The sequence below is a fragment of the Palleniella muris genome (genome assembly GCF_004792655.1).
Classification (GTDB): domain Bacteria; phylum Bacteroidota; class Bacteroidia; order Bacteroidales; family Bacteroidaceae; genus Prevotella; species Prevotella muris_A.
In genome coordinates this window covers 113,155-127,617 of sequence record NZ_SRZC01000002.1, presented here as the reverse complement: position 1 = coordinate 127,617, position 14,463 = coordinate 113,155, and the positions used below count along the sequence as shown (strand labels likewise).

Here is a 14,463-nt window from a genome sequence, read left to right as displayed (position 1 = left end):
TTCAGGTAAAAAACACTCAAGAATAACTATTAAAACAAAGAAAATAATATGGGAAAAATCAGAGCAGCCGTAGTTGGTTACGGCAACATAGGTCGCTTCACGGTTGAGGCTCTTGAGGCGGCAGAGGATTTTGAGATAGCAGGTATCGTGCGCCGCAGTGGTGCGGAGAACTGCCCGAAGGAGATTTCCGACTACAAGGTCGTGAAGGACATCAAGGAACTTGGTGACGTTGATGTGGCAATCCTCGCCACTCCTACACGCTCTTGTGAGGAATATGCGAAGCAGATTCTGCCACTCGGCATCAACACTGTGGACTCTTTCGACATCCACAGCTCTATCGTCGAGTACCGCCGTTCGCTTGACAAGGTCAACAAGGAGACAGGCACTGTCAGCGTCATAGCTGCCGGATGGGATCCGGGTTCCGACTCTGTTGTGCGCACATTGATGGAGTCTCTCGCGCCGAAAGGTCTTTCCTACACAAATTTCGGACCGGGACGCTCCATGGGACACTCCGTTTGCGTGCGTTCAAAGGCAGGTGTAAAGGACGCTCTGTCCATGACAATCCCTGTCGGTGAAGGCATTCACCGCCGTATGGTTTATGTGGAACTGGAGGACGGTGCTGTATTTGACGAGGTGGTGAAAGCCATAAAGAGTGACCCATACTTCGTCAATGACGAGACCCATGTCTTTCAAGTGGAGAGTGTGGACGCACTCAATGATGTCGGTCACGGTGTCAACCTGACACGCAAGGGTGTCTCAGGAAAGACTCATAATCAGCTGTTTGAGTTCAACATGAAAATCAATAATCCTGCGCTCACTGCACAGGTGCTTGTCAATTCGGCACGTGCCTCCATGCGTCAGCAGCCGGGATGCTACACAATGATTGAGATTCCGGTGATCGACTATCTGCCGGGCGACCGCGAGAACCTTATCGGACATCTTGTATAAGACAGTTTTATCAATGGCACACATACAGTTCAGGGCACGTGACCGATGTCGTCACGTGCCCTGAATCGTATGTGTGCTTGATGTAGTTATTCAGCCTTTCTCTTTGCAGTCATAAGTATCACCGCCGTCGTCATTGCCTCTGCGAGTGGCAAGGCAAGCCACGCACCGTTGCTTCCCACTGCCATCGGGAGGAGGATAAAGCATGGAATGCAAAATACGAATCCTCGCAATACGGTGAAAACCATGGCTTTCCGTGCCTCCTCGATGCTTTGCAAGTAACCCGTCATCACAACGTTTATGGCAATGAACAGGAACGCCGGAGAGTAGTAGGGCAGTCCGTCACGGCACAGCTCGTATGCATGGCATCCGGGTTCCATGAAGGTCATCGCTATCAGGCTTGCTCCAATCCACATGAAAAGCATGCCGACGATGCCGGTGGCAACTGCTGTCCCGAAGGCTATGCGCCGTGCTCCGGCAAGCCGTTCGCTGTCGTTCATGCCGTGTGCAAAGCTGATTATCGGCTGCACACTCTGCACAATGGCGTTGCCGACCATGAAGACTATAGGCAGGCAGTAGCAGCCTACGGAGAACGCTGCCACACCATCTTCGCCGAGATAGTGGATAAAGACATAGTTCCCGACGATTATGGTTGATGCCAAAGCCAGTTCTCCGAGTAGTCCCGAGGCACCTATTTTCATCTGGTAGCCGAGGTTTCGCGCGGTCAGTTCCATACTTGTGCGGCTTGTTTTCAGTCTGCGGAAATGCACGGTCTTTGTCTTTTTCAGCAGAAACCACAACAATGGTATGCTGCCGGTGGCGAATGCCGACATGGTGGCTATCGCCGCACCTTCAAGTCCCATTTGCAATGGGAAGATAAGCAGGTAGTCCAGCACGATGTTCAGTGTCGCTATGAAGCAGTTCACGCCCATGGCAAACTTCGGATTGCCGTCAAGTCGCACCATGAACATGCCTGTCATGCCGAACATGTTGAACGGAGTGAGCAGTGCCACCCACTTGATGTAGGAGCAGGCAAGTGGCAGCAGTGCTTCCGAACAGCCGAAGAACAGGCAGGTCTCCTTCTGGAAAGTGAAGACAAATGCCCCGAGAACAACGCCGACAATGACACTTGCGAGGACGCTTTGGGTGAGGTTTATGTTGGCAGCCTTTATGTTTCCTTTAGCAAGATGAATGCTTGCCACCACACTGCCGCCTATGCCGAACATCAGTCCGAGACCGCTGACAATCAGGTACAACGGTGCCACAATGCTCACCGCTGCCAATGCATCACTGCCCACGCCATGACCGACAAAAGCACCGTCAGTGATGTTCAGCACCACCATGGAAATCATTCCGACAAGAGTAGGGAGAAACATCTTGCGGAAAAGTCTCCCCACCGGTTCTTTCGAGAAGTCTAAAGAGTCTCTGTTATTGTTCATGTTGTTTGTTGTTTTCTTAGTTTTTAATGCAGCCTTTGCCTGCCGTCAATAGTTATCGATTATCATGCGCTGCTTCTCCTCCCACATCCTTCTCTTCTTCCCGAAGTCAGGGAGAATCTTCAGTTTCTCGGCTGCAAATAGCAGCAAACCAAGGATGTTGCTTCCCATATTGCCGCCTATCTCTGCCAGTTCGGCGTCGGTTTTTGACATAGGAGTGAAGAGATTGGCATGGTTGCCGCGCTTTCCCCATACTGTCACCTCCGCGATGGTGCGGGAGGAGGGCAGGAGGAACAGAGTGTCCGTGAACTCATCGCACCGCAGATGGCGTGTGAGGAAACCGTTTTTCGTTATGCTTGCCGTTGCGAACGCTGTGTCCGTGATGCAGTATTTGCCGTCCCATGATGTGGTTATGGTCTTGCCGTTGCTTAGGGAAATGCATGCTCCACGCAGTGGGACGTGCGTCAACTGATTGGCAATCACTCCTTTGATTGCAGTGCCTTGCTCTTGTGGAATGCTGTCGCACTGCATTTCCTGCCTTGCCTCCGCATACAATGTGGACGCGAGAAGCATAGCTGTCAGAATCGTGCATGTCATAGGATTTTCTTTTAGAGGTGTTGAAATTTATTACAAAGGTACGACTTATTTTGCGAAGACCAAAGTTTCTCGTTTGCGCTTTTGTGAAAGATTCAGGATAATAGGCATTAATTAACAAAAATCCATTGTCGTGGAAGATTTGTTTCTGCGATAGTGCTTGCTGGCGATGTCCTTTGTTAAGTTAGTCCACAAAATTAATTTGCATTATCTGCGCTGTTGTTTTTGAGGGAAAATCGTAGGTTGAAGAGGGAGTGTAGCGGGCTGCATGACCGATGAAACCTATGGTTTTCACCAAAAAGGACAAGCAGAGAAGGCGAAAGATAAACTCATACATCACGATTGAAAATAATGTCGTTTAATTTTGTGGACTAACTTTTGATTGCTTGTTTGTGTTTGCCGGAAAATTAGAAAACTCATGCCTGTTTTGCCTCATGAGAATCGCGTAAAAAGAAAAAGATGACGGATTTCTGTGAAAAACGCATGGAGTTTGTGTGTTTGTTAACCGCTTAGCAATCAGGGTGTTGTGTGTTTTAGTGTGCAGAAAGATGACAAAAACAAGACAAACGGTTACCTTTTGAAATGCGAAAGGTTGCCATTTGCAGGGCAGAGCGTAACCTTTAGCAAGGCAAAAAGTTGTCTTTTTCACCGTGAAAGGTGGATTTTTTTGCTGGAAACCGCCAGAAACAGCATTGAAAATGCTATTGAAATGCCATTTTGACCTTTGGTTTTCCGATTATGATAAATAGAACATTGGAAAACTCATGCATAAAAAACACTTGCTTTCCCATACTGCCATGCAGCATGAAAACAGCTCTTTCCGCAGCCGTATCGGACATGTACGGCAGATGAAGTCTTGTCTGCTGAATAGTGGTGCAAGAGAGAACTTTAGTTAATTATTGTATAAGTTTCGTGTTTAAGTCAAATATTTATAGTAATTTTGCATTTATAATAAAAAAGATACACGCGCGTATGAAAACAAGAATGATATTGTGTGCCATGGCACTCACTACAGTTATGGCGTCTGCACAGACAGCAAACGGCGGCCTTGACGCTGCCCAGATAAAGGACATAACAACCCGCTCAGGTGTTGATTCGCCTGCACAGAAGGCTTTGACTACAGCAATCCGCATGAACCCTATCGACCAGTTGGCGAAAGGTGAGGCACAGCTGAGGGCTGTACCGTCACGTTTCTCCGTGGAGACAGCCAAGCAGTCCATCCACAACCAGAAGAGTTCGGGACGTTGCTGGATGTTCTCCGGCTTCAATGTCCTCCGCTCCGACTTTGCCGTTGCCGACACATTGGGTCGTGTGGTGGAGTTCTCCCAGGGTTATCTCTTTGTCTATGACCAGTTGGAGAAGGCCAACCTTATGCTTCAGGGAGTGATAGACACAGCCAAGAAACCTATGACCGACCAAGAGGTGGACTTCTTTTTCAGTCATCCTATAAGCGACGGCGGAACATTCTGCGGTGTCGTCGACCTCGTGAAAAAATACGGTCTTGTGCCTATGGAGGTCATGCCGGAGACATATTCCGCCGAGAGCACATCACGCATCGACCGCCTTGTGGCAAGCAAGCTCCGCGAGTACGGACTGAAATTGCGCAAGATGGTTGCCGACGGCAAGAAGCCTGCAGCAGTGAAAAAGGAGAAGACGGAGATGCTGAAGACCGTCTACCGTATGCTGACAATGGCTTATGGCGTGCCTCCTACAGAGTTCGCCTACTGTCATCATGACAAGGACGGCAAGCCGGTGGGCGAGGAGAAGACCTACACTCCGCTGTCTTTCGCCGAGGAAGTGGGAGCGTTGAAGACACTGAATGACGGCTACCTCATGGTCATGAACGACCCTCGCCACCCTTATCATCAGGTCTACGAAATAGAATATGACCGCCACACTTACGACGGAACCAACTGGCGTTACCTCAATCTGCCTATGGAAGAGGTGGAAGCCCTTGCCATAAAGGCTCTTCAGGGCGGTCAGAAGATGTACTCTTCCTACGACGTTGGCAAGTTCCTCGACTCAAAGCGCGGTTTCGCTTCGCTTGAAAACTTCGACTATGCAAGCCTTTTCCAGACCGATTTCAGCATGAACAAGGCGGAGCGCATCAGCACACACGACAGCGGTTCGACACACGCCATGACCCTCTCTGCCGTGAATCTTGACGCAAAAGGACAGCCTACGGCATGGAAAGTGGAGAACTCATGGGGCTCAGACCATGGACAGAAAGGCTGTCTCGTCATGACTGCCGATTGGTTCAAGGAGTATATGTTCCGCCTTGTTGTGCCTGTGAAGTACGCTTCCAAGGAACTCATGAAGGAGTATGCCCGGAAACCGGTCATGCTGAAGTATGACGACGCACTGTTCTCTGACAAATAAGTCAGGGAAGAACAGCATATTAAGCAACTGCCGTTCAGCATAAAATAACTGTCCGACAGTTGCTTATAACACGAAAAAACAAGAAAAGCAAGGAATAAAGGAGAAATGTCTCAATTACTTGATAAGATTAATACTCCGGAAGACCTCCGCCGTCTCAGGGTGGAGGAGCTGCCGCTTCTGTGCGATGAGCTGCGCCGTGAGGTTGTCAACGACTGTGCTGTCAACCCCGGACATTTCGCCTCAAGCCTTGGAGCTCTGGAACTTACGGTGGCTCTCCACTATGTCTTCGACACTCCGGAGGACAGGATTGTCTGGGATGTCGGTCACCAGGCTTATCCGCATAAGATACTCACCGGACGCCGTGAAGCCTTCAAGACAAACCGAAAGCTCCACGGACTGAAGCCTTTCCCGTCACCGGAGGAGTCGGAGTACGACACCTTCACCTGCGGACATGCCTCAAACAGCATCTCCGCAGCTCTCGGTATGGCGGTGGCTGCGCGTCTCTCAAAGGACGAAACGGTGAAGGACGGCAAGAAAAAAGATAACGGAATGATGCGCCATGTCGTGGCAGTCATAGGCGACGGAGCAATGTCCGGCGGTCTGGCTTTTGAAGGACTGAACAATGTCTCTTCGTCACCCAACGACCTGCTTATCATCCTGAATGACAACAACATGTCCATCGACCGTTCCGTCGGTGGCATGAAGCAGTATCTTCTGAATCTGAACACCAACCAAAGGTACAACACCTTCCGCATGAAGTTTGCCGGTTGGATGGGAGCACACGGCTGGATGGACGAGAAGCGCAAGAAGACAATCATACGTTTGAGCAACGCTTTCAAGTCTGCACTGTCACAGCAGCAGAACATTTTTGAGGGGATGAACATCCGCTATTTCGGTCCGGTGGACGGCAACAATGTCATCGAGACAGTGCGTGTCATGCGTTTGCTGAAGGACATGAAAGGCCCTAAGCTCCTGCATCTGCACACTGTGAAGGGGCATGGCTACAAGCCTGCCGAGGAAATGCCGACAATCTGGCACGCACCGGGAGTCTTTGACCCGGAGACAGGCAAGCGGCGTGAGGTGGAAGGACAAGAGGGAGAGAATGAAAAGTCTCAGAAACCTCCTAAGTTTCAGACTGTTTTCGGTGAGACATTGCTTGAACTCGCCAGGCAGAACCCTAAGATTGTCGGTGTCACCCCTGCCATGCCGACAGGCTGCTCCATGAACATCATGATGGAGAAGATGCCTTCACGCACCTTTGATGTGGGAATCGCCGAAGGTCATGCCGTGACTTTCTCGGGAGGAATGGCTAAGGACGGGCTGCAACCTTTCTGCAACATATATTCCGCTTTCGCACAGAGAGCGTATGACAACATCATACATGATGTGGCGACAATGCGCCTTCCTGTCGTCCTTTGCTTTGACAGGGCAGGACTTGTCGGTGAGGACGGACCTACGCACCATGGCGCTTTTGACATGGCAGCGTTGCGCCCTGTGCCTAATCTGACTATCTGCTCGCCAATGGATGAGCATGAGTTGCGCCACATGATGTATACTGCACAGCTGCCGGACATGGGTACATGGGTCATCCGCTATCCTCGCGGATGCGGTTCACAGCCGGACTGGAAATGCCCGATGCGTGAACTGCCGGTGGGAAAGGGCAGGCTCATGTGCGAGGGAAAGCGCACGGCAGTACTCACAATCGGACCGCTTGGCGTCGATGCCGGTGAGGTGGCAAGGGAAGAAAATGCAGCACATTATGACATGCGCTTCCTCAAACCTCTTGATGAGGACATTCTTCATGAGGTTTCGGAGCGATATGAGCGTATCGTGACCGTGGAGGACGGCACACGCAATGGCGGTCTTGGTTCCGCTGTGTGTGAGTGGCTGCAGGACCATGGCAAGATGATTCCTGTCACGCGTCTCGGGCTTCCTGACTATTTTGTGGAGCATGGAACGGTAAATGAATTGAGGGAAATTGTCGGACTTGACAAGGAATCCATCCGCTCAGCTGTGAAAGGCTGCGATGCGAGTTGTGCAAATAAATGACAAACAAGGACGAAATATGAAACTTATTATAGCCGGTGCCGGAGATATGGGTGTTCACTTGTCAAAGCTTTTGGCAGGAGAGAATTTCGATTGCACGCTGATTGATGACGACAATGAGCGCCTTGCGGATGTCGGAGCTAACTGCGATGTCATGACGATGGTGGCTTCGCCGACAAGTCTCCGTGCACTTTCCGATGCAGGAGCGGCAGAGTCGGACTTGTACATCGCCGTCACTCCTGACGAGACAACCAATATCACGAGTGCCGCAATAGCAAAGGCTTTGGGTGCAAGGAAGACAGTTGCGCGCATTGATAATTTTGAATATATCGACCCGACGTTGCCGGATGTGTTCCCGAAAATGGGCGTGGACTCCATGATTTACCCTGAAGTGTTCGCTGCAAGGGACATTATCAACGGTCTGAAGATGTCGTGGGTGCGTCAGCGGTGGGATGTCTTTGACGGCGAACTGGTGCTGCTTGCCATAAAGATGCGCACCTGCTCGCAGATTCTCGATACTCCTCTGAAAGACCTTTGCGGACCTGATGACCCGTATCACATCGTTGCCATAAAGCGTGGCAACGAGACTGTCATCCCGGGTGGCTGGGACACTGTGGAGGATGGTGACCTCTGCTATTTCATGACCACAAAGGAGTACATCCCTTATATCCGTCAGATAGTTGGCAAGGAGGATTATGATGATGTGAGGAATGTCATGGTTATGGGAGGTGACAAGGCAGCGGTACGCGTGGCACATACCATTCCTGAGTACATGAACCTCAAGATTATAGAGCGTGACGAGGCACGTTGCTATCGTCTGAATGAGCTGATAAACAAGAGGAATGTCATGATTATCCATGGCGACGGTCGTGACATGTCGCTCCTTCGTGACGAGAACATTGCCAATACGCAGGCTTTTGTGGCATTGACGGGCAATGCGGAGACGAACATCCTTGCCTGTCTGGCGGCTAAACGCCGCGGAGTGCGCAAGACTGTGGCACAGGTGGAGAATGTGGACTACATCTCTATGGCGGAAAGCCTTGACATAGGAACGATAATCAACAAGAAGATTATCGCTGCAGGGCATATCTATCAGATGCTCCTTGCCAACAATGTGTCAAACGTAAAGTTCTTCATGACAGCGAATGCCGATGTGGCTGAGTTTCTTGTGGCAGAGAACTCGAAGGTCACAAGAAAGCCTGTGAAGGACCTCGGGCTGCCGAAAGGCATCACCATCGGTGGGTTGCTGCGTGACGGACACGGATTGTTGGTGTCGGGAAATACACAGATTCAGCCGGGTGACTCTGTCATGGTGTTCTCTCATGATGTGAATCTGCGCAAGATAGAAAAACTGTTTACGTGAGAAGTCGTGGTGAGCAGAAAGGGTTGTCATGGTTTCACACGATGTCTCATGTTGTCTCATTTGTTGCAACATGTTGTCTCATGATACATCATGTAGCATCGTGGTTAATCATGTGGCATCATTTGACGCATCATGTCGCATCTGAAAAAAAATAAAAAAGTGCTTAACTGGAGAATAATATCAAAGATTATGGGCTCGCTGCTGTGGCTGGAGGCTTCGCTCCTGCTGTTGTGCATGCTGCTGTCTGTCTTCTATCACGAGGATGATACGGTGTCTTTCCTGTGGACAATAGTGATTACCACACTGGCAGGAATAGGATGCCATGCCTATGGCAGAGAGGCGCGTAACAGCATGAGCAGGAAAGATGCCTATTTCCTTGTCTCTGCAACGTGGATTGTGTTCTCATTCTTCGGGATGCTGCCTTTCTATATCGGTGGGTATATTCCGGATTTTACGAATGCTTATTTTGAGACTATATCGGGATTCACCACAACAGGAGCGACGATTATCGATGATGTGGAGGTTCTTCCCCATGGCATACTCTTTTGGAGAACGATGACGCAATGGATTGGCGGTCTCGGTATTGTGTTCTTCACCATAGCACTGCTGCCTTCGCTGGTTGGCGGTGGTGGCAACATAAAAGTGTTCTCGGCGGAGGCTACAGGACCGATAAAGACAAAACTGCATCCGAGAATCTCCACCACATCCCATGCCATTTGGATGGTTTACATCATACTTACGGTGGCATGTATGGGTTTCTATTATGTAGGAGGAATGTCTGTTTTCGACAGTGTCAACTATGCCATGACAACCACGGCGACAGGAGGTTTTGCCACACATAACTCATCGACGGAGTTCTTCAACTCACCGTTCATCGAGCTTTCGGGAGCGTTCTTCTGCTTCCTTTCCGGCATAAACTTCACATTGCTGTATCTTGCTGTGTCGAAGATGAAGATAAAGGAGTTCTTCAAGAATACGGAATTGCGCTTCTATCTGTTCGTCATCTGTGCCGCAACGGCGATAGTCATGTACTATCTGATGACCTATAACAATTATTCCCTGTGGACAGCCTTCCGTTATGGCATATTCCAGGTTGTGTCGTTCCTTACGAGTACCGGACTATTCAGTGACGATGCGGCACGCTGGCCGCATGTGACGTGGATAGTTTTGGGCATCTGCATGTACATCGGAGGTTGTGCAGGCTCTACGGCGGGAGGAAACAAATGTCTCCGCATCGTGATAGTGATTAAGACAATCTTCAATGAGTTCCGCCAGATTCTGCATCCTAATGCGGTGCTTCCGGTGAGGGTCAACGATACGATAATCTCCCATGCGGCGCGCAACCGCCTGATGGCGTTCATGATGCTGTACTTCGTGCTCTTCCTTGTGGCGGCGACATACTTTACTGCCATAGGCGTTGATGTCATCAATTCGATTACGCTGTGTCTCTCATGCCTGTCGAATGTAGGTCCGACACTTGGCACAGAGATCGGTCCGACAATGTCATGGGGGGAGTTGCCAATGACCTGCAAGTGGTTCTGCTCTGTGCTGATGCTTGTCGGACGTCTTGAAATATTCACGGTGCTGATACTCTTCACACCGGAGTTCTGGAAAAACAATTAATGTAATATATATAAATTTAAGGTAAAAGAAAAATGAAAGTAGCAATTGTTGGCGCTTCCGGCGCTGTCGGACAGGAGTTTCTCCGCGTTCTTGACGAAAGGAATTTCCCTCTTGATGAGCTTGTGCTCTTTGGCTCTACACGCTCTGCGGGCACAAAGTACACATTCCGTGGAAAGGAATATGAAGTGCAGCTCTTGAAGCATGGCGATGATTTCAAGGATGTGGATATAGCTTTCACTTCTGCAGGTGCCGGCACATCAAAGGAATTCTGTGAGGACATCACCAAGTATGGTGCGGTGATGATTGACAACTCTTCTGCTTTCCGTATGGATGAGAACGTGCCTCTCGTTGTGCCGGAGTGCAATGCCGAGGATGCTCTTGTGCGTCCGCGTGGCATCATTGCAAACCCAAACTGCACGACAATCATGATGGTTGTCTGCCTGCAGCCTATCGAGAAACTCTCTCACATCAAGCGCATCCATGTCGCTTCTTACCAGTCAGCGTCAGGTGCCGGTGCTGCGGCAATGGCTGAACTGCAGCAGCAGTACAAGCAGCTTGCCAACGACGAGCAGCCGGAGGTTGAGAAGTTTGCTTACCAGTTGGCTTACAATGTCATCCCTCAGATTGATGTTTTCCAGGATAATGGTTACACCAAGGAGGAGATGAAGATGTTCAACGAGACAAAGAAAATCATGCACACCGACGCGCGCTGCTCTGCAATGTGTGTCCGCATATCATCTCTCCGCGCGCATTCCGAGGCAGTTTGGATTGAGACCGAGGAGCCTGTCTCTGTTGAGGCTGCAAAGGAGGCATTCCGCAATGCTGAGGGTGTGACACTCATAGACGACATTGCAAAGGTTGGTGCAAAGGCTAATCCGGACGCAAGCAAGGAGACTATGGAAGGCTTGCCTTACCCAATGCCTCTCTACACAGCAGGAAAGGATGATGTCTACGTGGGTCGTGTGCGTGAAGACCTTGCCGGCGACAATGGTCTGACATTCTGGCTTTCAGGTGACCAGATAAAGAAAGGTGCGGCTCTCAATGCCGTACAGATTGCAGAGTACCTCATAAAGGTGGGTAATGTAAAGTAGAACACAGGCAACATGATGTTGCAGCGCAATAAAGGGGAGCGTTCAAAGCTCCCCTTTTCGTTACGTTTACCCTCCAAGGTCGCAGGGTAGTGCACATATTAATAACATAGAACGATGAAGAAATATTTTATAGACGCCTTGGGCGCAATGGCTCAGGGACTTTTCGCATCACTGCTTATAGGCACAATCATCTCCACCATAGGACAACAGGCAGGTATTGTATGGCTTATTGAAATCGGTGATTTCGCAAAATCAATGGCTGGTCCTGCCATGGCTGTGGCAATAGCTTACGCTTTGCAGGCAGCACCGTTGGTGTTGTTCTCAATGACCGTTGTCGGAGCGGCAGCCAATGCTCTTGGCGGTGCCGGAGGACCTTTGGCAGTGTTCTTTATGGCAATCGCCGCCACGGAAGCCGGCAAACTTGTGTCAAGGAAGACAAAGATTGACATCATTGTCACCCCGCTTGTCACCATAGGTGTGGGCGTCGGACTGTCCCAACTGCTTGCTCCGGCAATCGGCAGTGCCGCAATCAGCATAGGTGAACTTATCATGTGGGCTACCGAGCAGCAGCCGTTTGTCATGGGAATTGTCGTCAGTGTGGTCATGGGAATATGCCTTACGCTGCCGATTTCTTCAGCAGCGATATGCGCAGCTCTCGGTCTGACAGGACTTGCCGGTGGTGCTGCCGTGGCAGGATGCTGTGCGCAGATGGTGGGCTTCGCCTTTGCAAGTTTCAAGGAAAACCGCTGGAGCGGTCTGCTGTCGCAAGGCATCGGCACAAGTATGCTGCAGATGGGCAATATTGTGAAGAACCCTCGTATATGGCTGCCTGCAATCCTTGCCGGTGCGGTGACAGGTCCGCTTGCCACCTGTCTGTTCCACCTTGAGATGAACGGTCCTGCAATTTCATCGGGAATGGGCACTTGCGGCTTGGTCGGTCAGATAGGGGTCTACACCGGATGGGTGTCAGATGTTGCGTCAGGAAGCAAGGCTGCCATCACAGCAATGGACTGGACAGGCTTGTTGCTCATATCCTTTATCCTGCCGGCAATCCTCGCTCCGCTTTTCCGTTGCCTGCTTGAAAGGATTGGTTGGATAAAGACCGGAGACATGAAACTTGATGCGTAGTCAATAATACAACTCTCTTTATAGAAACATTTGGCAATCGGGTATAAGGACAGCACTGTCATTAGGTGGTTTCTTTCTACCCGATTGCCAAATGTTTCGTTTTTCTCTATTTGCTTGTAAAGAGTTCTCTTTTAGGACAAAAGACAAGTAATCTCAGCTTAAAAAGCACTGCATGAGCAGCGCATCTTCATAATTGCTGTTGTGAATGAGCCAGTCCTTAAGCACCGTCTGTCGATGAAAACCAATGTTAAGGAGCATTTTCTCTGACGCAAGGTTGGAGGAAGGGACGATGGCGTATATCTGATGAATGCCTGCAATGTCGCGGGCGTAAGCCATAACCGCCTTTATTGCTTCCTGAGCGATGCCTTTTCCCTGTGCGGATTTTGTGATAGCGACACCTAATTCCGCACGGTTGTTTCTTGCGGAGAAGTTGAAAAGGTCGATAAGTCCTACCGCTTGCGGTGATTGTCCGTCCCCTGTCTCTGTCTCGATGACGAAGCGCACCTGTTCATCTTTATATATATCCGACTCGCAGGTGGCAATGTATTCCTTCAGGCGGTACCTTGACAGCGGTGCCGTCTGTGTTCCCAACCACCATAAAGAGCGGTCATTCTCAATGGTGTAGAGCAGTTCGAGGTCCTCCGGTTCTAAAGCTCTGAGTCGCATCGTTTGACAGTTGGTGTGATGAATGCCATGGAAATGAATCCCACCATTGCCATATAGCCGAAAGCAGGAGCCATGTAAAGATAATATAATAATGTGTTTACAAGCATCGGCAGGCATATCAAAGCCATGCGGATGAGTGCCATGCGGAACAGTCCGTCTTCCTTTTCCTTCTCGATAATGCTACGTACCTTGCGGAATTTGAACAGGCGCAATGCGAGCGGTATGGAGCAAATGGTCAGGAGTTCCATAACGGTGGCTGTGAGAAACTCGCCCTGCACATCGCCGGCGAGTCCGCCTTCGAGGATTATTTGTGTCTCATAGAGCACAACCATGCCGGCAGCAAGGATGATGCTGCCGATGTATGGTATCATAAGTTTTCTGCTTGTCTCTTTCATTTTAGTTCTGTTCTGTTGACGATTGACCGTCCGAGGGTCACCTCGTCAGTGTATTCAAGTTCGTCACCGACGGAGATTCCGCGTGCGATGACTGACAGTTTTACGCCCAACGGCTGCAGCTTGCGCGAGATGTAGAAGTTGGTTGTGTCGCCCTCCATTGTCGAGGCAAGGGCGAAAATGACTTCCTCCACACCGCCTTCCTTGACACGTTCCACAAGGCTTTCTATCTCAAGGTCACTCGGTCCGATGCCGTCCATTGGCGAGATGATGCCTCCGAGGACATGGTAAAGTCCGCGGAACTGCCCGGTGCGCTCCACCGCCATGACATCTTGGATGTTCTCCACGACACAGATTGTACTCCTGTCCCTCTGCGGATTGGCACAGATAGGGCACAGTTCTGTATCGGAAATGTTGTGACAGACGCTGCAATAGCGCACTTCACGCCGCAGTTGCGCCACGGCATTGGCAAGGTTCTCGGCAGCATCCTTGTCCTGACGCAATAAATGAAGCATCAGTCGCAAGGATGTCTTGCGACCGATGCCCGGTAGTTTGGAGAACTCGCCCACGGCGCGCTCCAACAGTTGTGATGGATATTGTTCTATCAAAAGTCTCCTGTTGTTTTCAGGGGTGTGTATTAAAAATATTCGATTCAGATTTTGCAAGTGGCTCCATGCGTCAGAATGAACCGCTAATGCGGTTCTTTTGCATAGGGTTCTCACACTCGATGCTGAGGCAAAGCTCCATGTTGTCACCGTTGGTGCGGTTTTTTTTGTCCACGCAATATGCTGTTTGCAAAA

At 50.2% G+C, this 14,463-nt stretch carries 12 protein-coding genes; 7 read left to right on the top strand and 5 right to left on the bottom strand.

From position 1 onward, the window contains the following. Positions 1-48: 48 nt before the first annotated feature. Positions 49-948 (top strand): diaminopimelate dehydrogenase, encoded by a 900-nt coding sequence (locus E5358_RS01590; RefSeq protein WP_135938619.1) that lies wholly within the window; start codon positions 49-51, stop codon positions 946-948. A gap of 86 nt (positions 949-1,034) precedes the next feature. On the opposite strand, the gene E5358_RS01585 is transcribed toward E5358_RS01590, so the two are convergent. Continuing rightward, positions 1,035-2,384 (bottom strand): MATE family efflux transporter, encoded by a 1,350-nt coding sequence (locus tag E5358_RS01585; RefSeq protein ID WP_135938618.1) that lies wholly within the window; start codon positions 2,382-2,384, stop codon positions 1,035-1,037. A gap of 45 nt (positions 2,385-2,429) precedes the next feature. Then, positions 2,430-2,978, bottom strand: a complete 549-nt coding sequence (locus E5358_RS01580; protein WP_135938617.1) for a hypothetical protein — start codon at positions 2,976-2,978, stop codon at positions 2,430-2,432. Positions 2,979-3,947: 969 nt separating this feature from the next. On the opposite strand from E5358_RS01580, the gene E5358_RS01575 reads away from it, so the two are divergent. The 6 genes from E5358_RS01575 to E5358_RS01550 all read left to right on the top strand — a co-directional run bounded on the left by E5358_RS01575 (position 3,948) and on the right by E5358_RS01550 (position 12,605). Beyond that, positions 3,948-5,354, top strand: a complete 1,407-nt coding sequence (locus E5358_RS01575) for a C1 family peptidase (RefSeq protein WP_277821121.1) — start codon at positions 3,948-3,950, stop codon at positions 5,352-5,354. Positions 5,355-5,459: 105 nt separating this feature from the next. Beyond that, complete coding sequence (dxs, locus tag E5358_RS01570) at positions 5,460-7,403, top strand: 1-deoxy-D-xylulose-5-phosphate synthase (protein WP_135938616.1); 1,944 nt, start codon at positions 5,460-5,462, stop codon at positions 7,401-7,403. A gap of 16 nt (positions 7,404-7,419) precedes the next feature. Continuing rightward, positions 7,420-8,763, top strand: coding sequence for a Trk system potassium transporter TrkA (gene trkA, locus E5358_RS01565; RefSeq protein WP_135938615.1), 1,344 nt, complete (start codon positions 7,420-7,422; stop codon positions 8,761-8,763). 159 nt (positions 8,764-8,922) lie between these two features. Continuing rightward, positions 8,923-10,386, top strand: coding sequence for a TrkH family potassium uptake protein (locus E5358_RS01560; protein ID WP_135938614.1), 1,464 nt, complete (start codon positions 8,923-8,925; stop codon positions 10,384-10,386). Positions 10,387-10,418: 32 nt separating this feature from the next. After that, positions 10,419-11,477 (top strand): aspartate-semialdehyde dehydrogenase, encoded by a 1,059-nt coding sequence (locus E5358_RS01555; protein WP_135938613.1) that lies wholly within the window; start codon positions 10,419-10,421, stop codon positions 11,475-11,477. A 114-nt stretch (positions 11,478-11,591) separates the two neighbouring features. After that, complete coding sequence (locus E5358_RS01550; protein WP_135938612.1) at positions 11,592-12,605, top strand: PTS sugar transporter subunit IIC; 1,014 nt, start codon at positions 11,592-11,594, stop codon at positions 12,603-12,605. Between the two features lie 153 nt (positions 12,606-12,758). Here the strand turns inward: E5358_RS01550 and E5358_RS01545 are convergent, their stop codons facing one another. Genes E5358_RS01545 through recR form a run of 3 tightly spaced genes read right to left on the bottom strand, consistent with a single transcriptional unit; the run spans position 12,759 to position 14,271 of the window. Beyond that, entirely contained in the window at positions 12,759-13,271 is a 513-nt protein-coding gene (locus tag E5358_RS01545) for a GNAT family N-acetyltransferase (protein WP_135938611.1), read from the bottom strand. Next, positions 13,253-13,666, bottom strand: coding sequence for a hypothetical protein (locus tag E5358_RS01540; protein WP_135938610.1), 414 nt, complete (start codon positions 13,664-13,666; stop codon positions 13,253-13,255). The genes E5358_RS01545 and E5358_RS01540 overlap by 19 nt, the downstream gene beginning before the upstream one ends. Further along, the gene (recR, locus tag E5358_RS01535) at positions 13,663-14,271 is read right to left on the bottom strand and encodes a recombination mediator RecR (protein ID WP_135938609.1); all 609 of its coding nucleotides are present in this window, start codon (positions 14,269-14,271) and stop codon (positions 13,663-13,665) included. Before recR ends, E5358_RS01540 begins: the two co-directional genes overlap by 4 nt. Positions 14,272-14,463 lie beyond the last annotated feature (192 nt).

What these genes read in the sequence shown, in the direction of transcription:
- E5358_RS01580 (WP_135938617.1), bottom strand. Translation starts at nt 2,978, where the DNA reads ATGACATGCACGATTCTGACAGCTATGCTTCTCGCGTCCACATTGTAT.
- E5358_RS01575 (WP_277821121.1), top strand. Translation starts at nt 3,948, where the DNA reads ATGAAAACAAGAATGATATTGTGTGCCATGGCACTCACTACAGTTATG.
- E5358_RS01540 (WP_135938610.1), bottom strand. Translation starts at nt 13,666, where the DNA reads ATGAAAGAGACAAGCAGAAAACTTATGATACCATACATCGGCAGCATC.
- E5358_RS01555 (WP_135938613.1), top strand. Translation starts at nt 10,419, where the DNA reads ATGAAAGTAGCAATTGTTGGCGCTTCCGGCGCTGTCGGACAGGAGTTT.
- E5358_RS01585 (WP_135938618.1), bottom strand. Translation starts at nt 2,384, where the DNA reads ATGAACAATAACAGAGACTCTTTAGACTTCTCGAAAGAACCGGTGGGG.
- E5358_RS01545 (WP_135938611.1), bottom strand. Translation starts at nt 13,271, where the DNA reads ATGCGACTCAGAGCTTTAGAACCGGAGGACCTCGAACTGCTCTACACC.
- trkA (WP_135938615.1), top strand. Translation starts at nt 7,420, where the DNA reads ATGAAACTTATTATAGCCGGTGCCGGAGATATGGGTGTTCACTTGTCA.
- E5358_RS01590 (WP_135938619.1), top strand. Translation starts at nt 49, where the DNA reads ATGGGAAAAATCAGAGCAGCCGTAGTTGGTTACGGCAACATAGGTCGC.
- dxs (WP_135938616.1), top strand. Translation starts at nt 5,460, where the DNA reads ATGTCTCAATTACTTGATAAGATTAATACTCCGGAAGACCTCCGCCGT.
- E5358_RS01550 (WP_135938612.1), top strand. Translation starts at nt 11,592, where the DNA reads ATGAAGAAATATTTTATAGACGCCTTGGGCGCAATGGCTCAGGGACTT.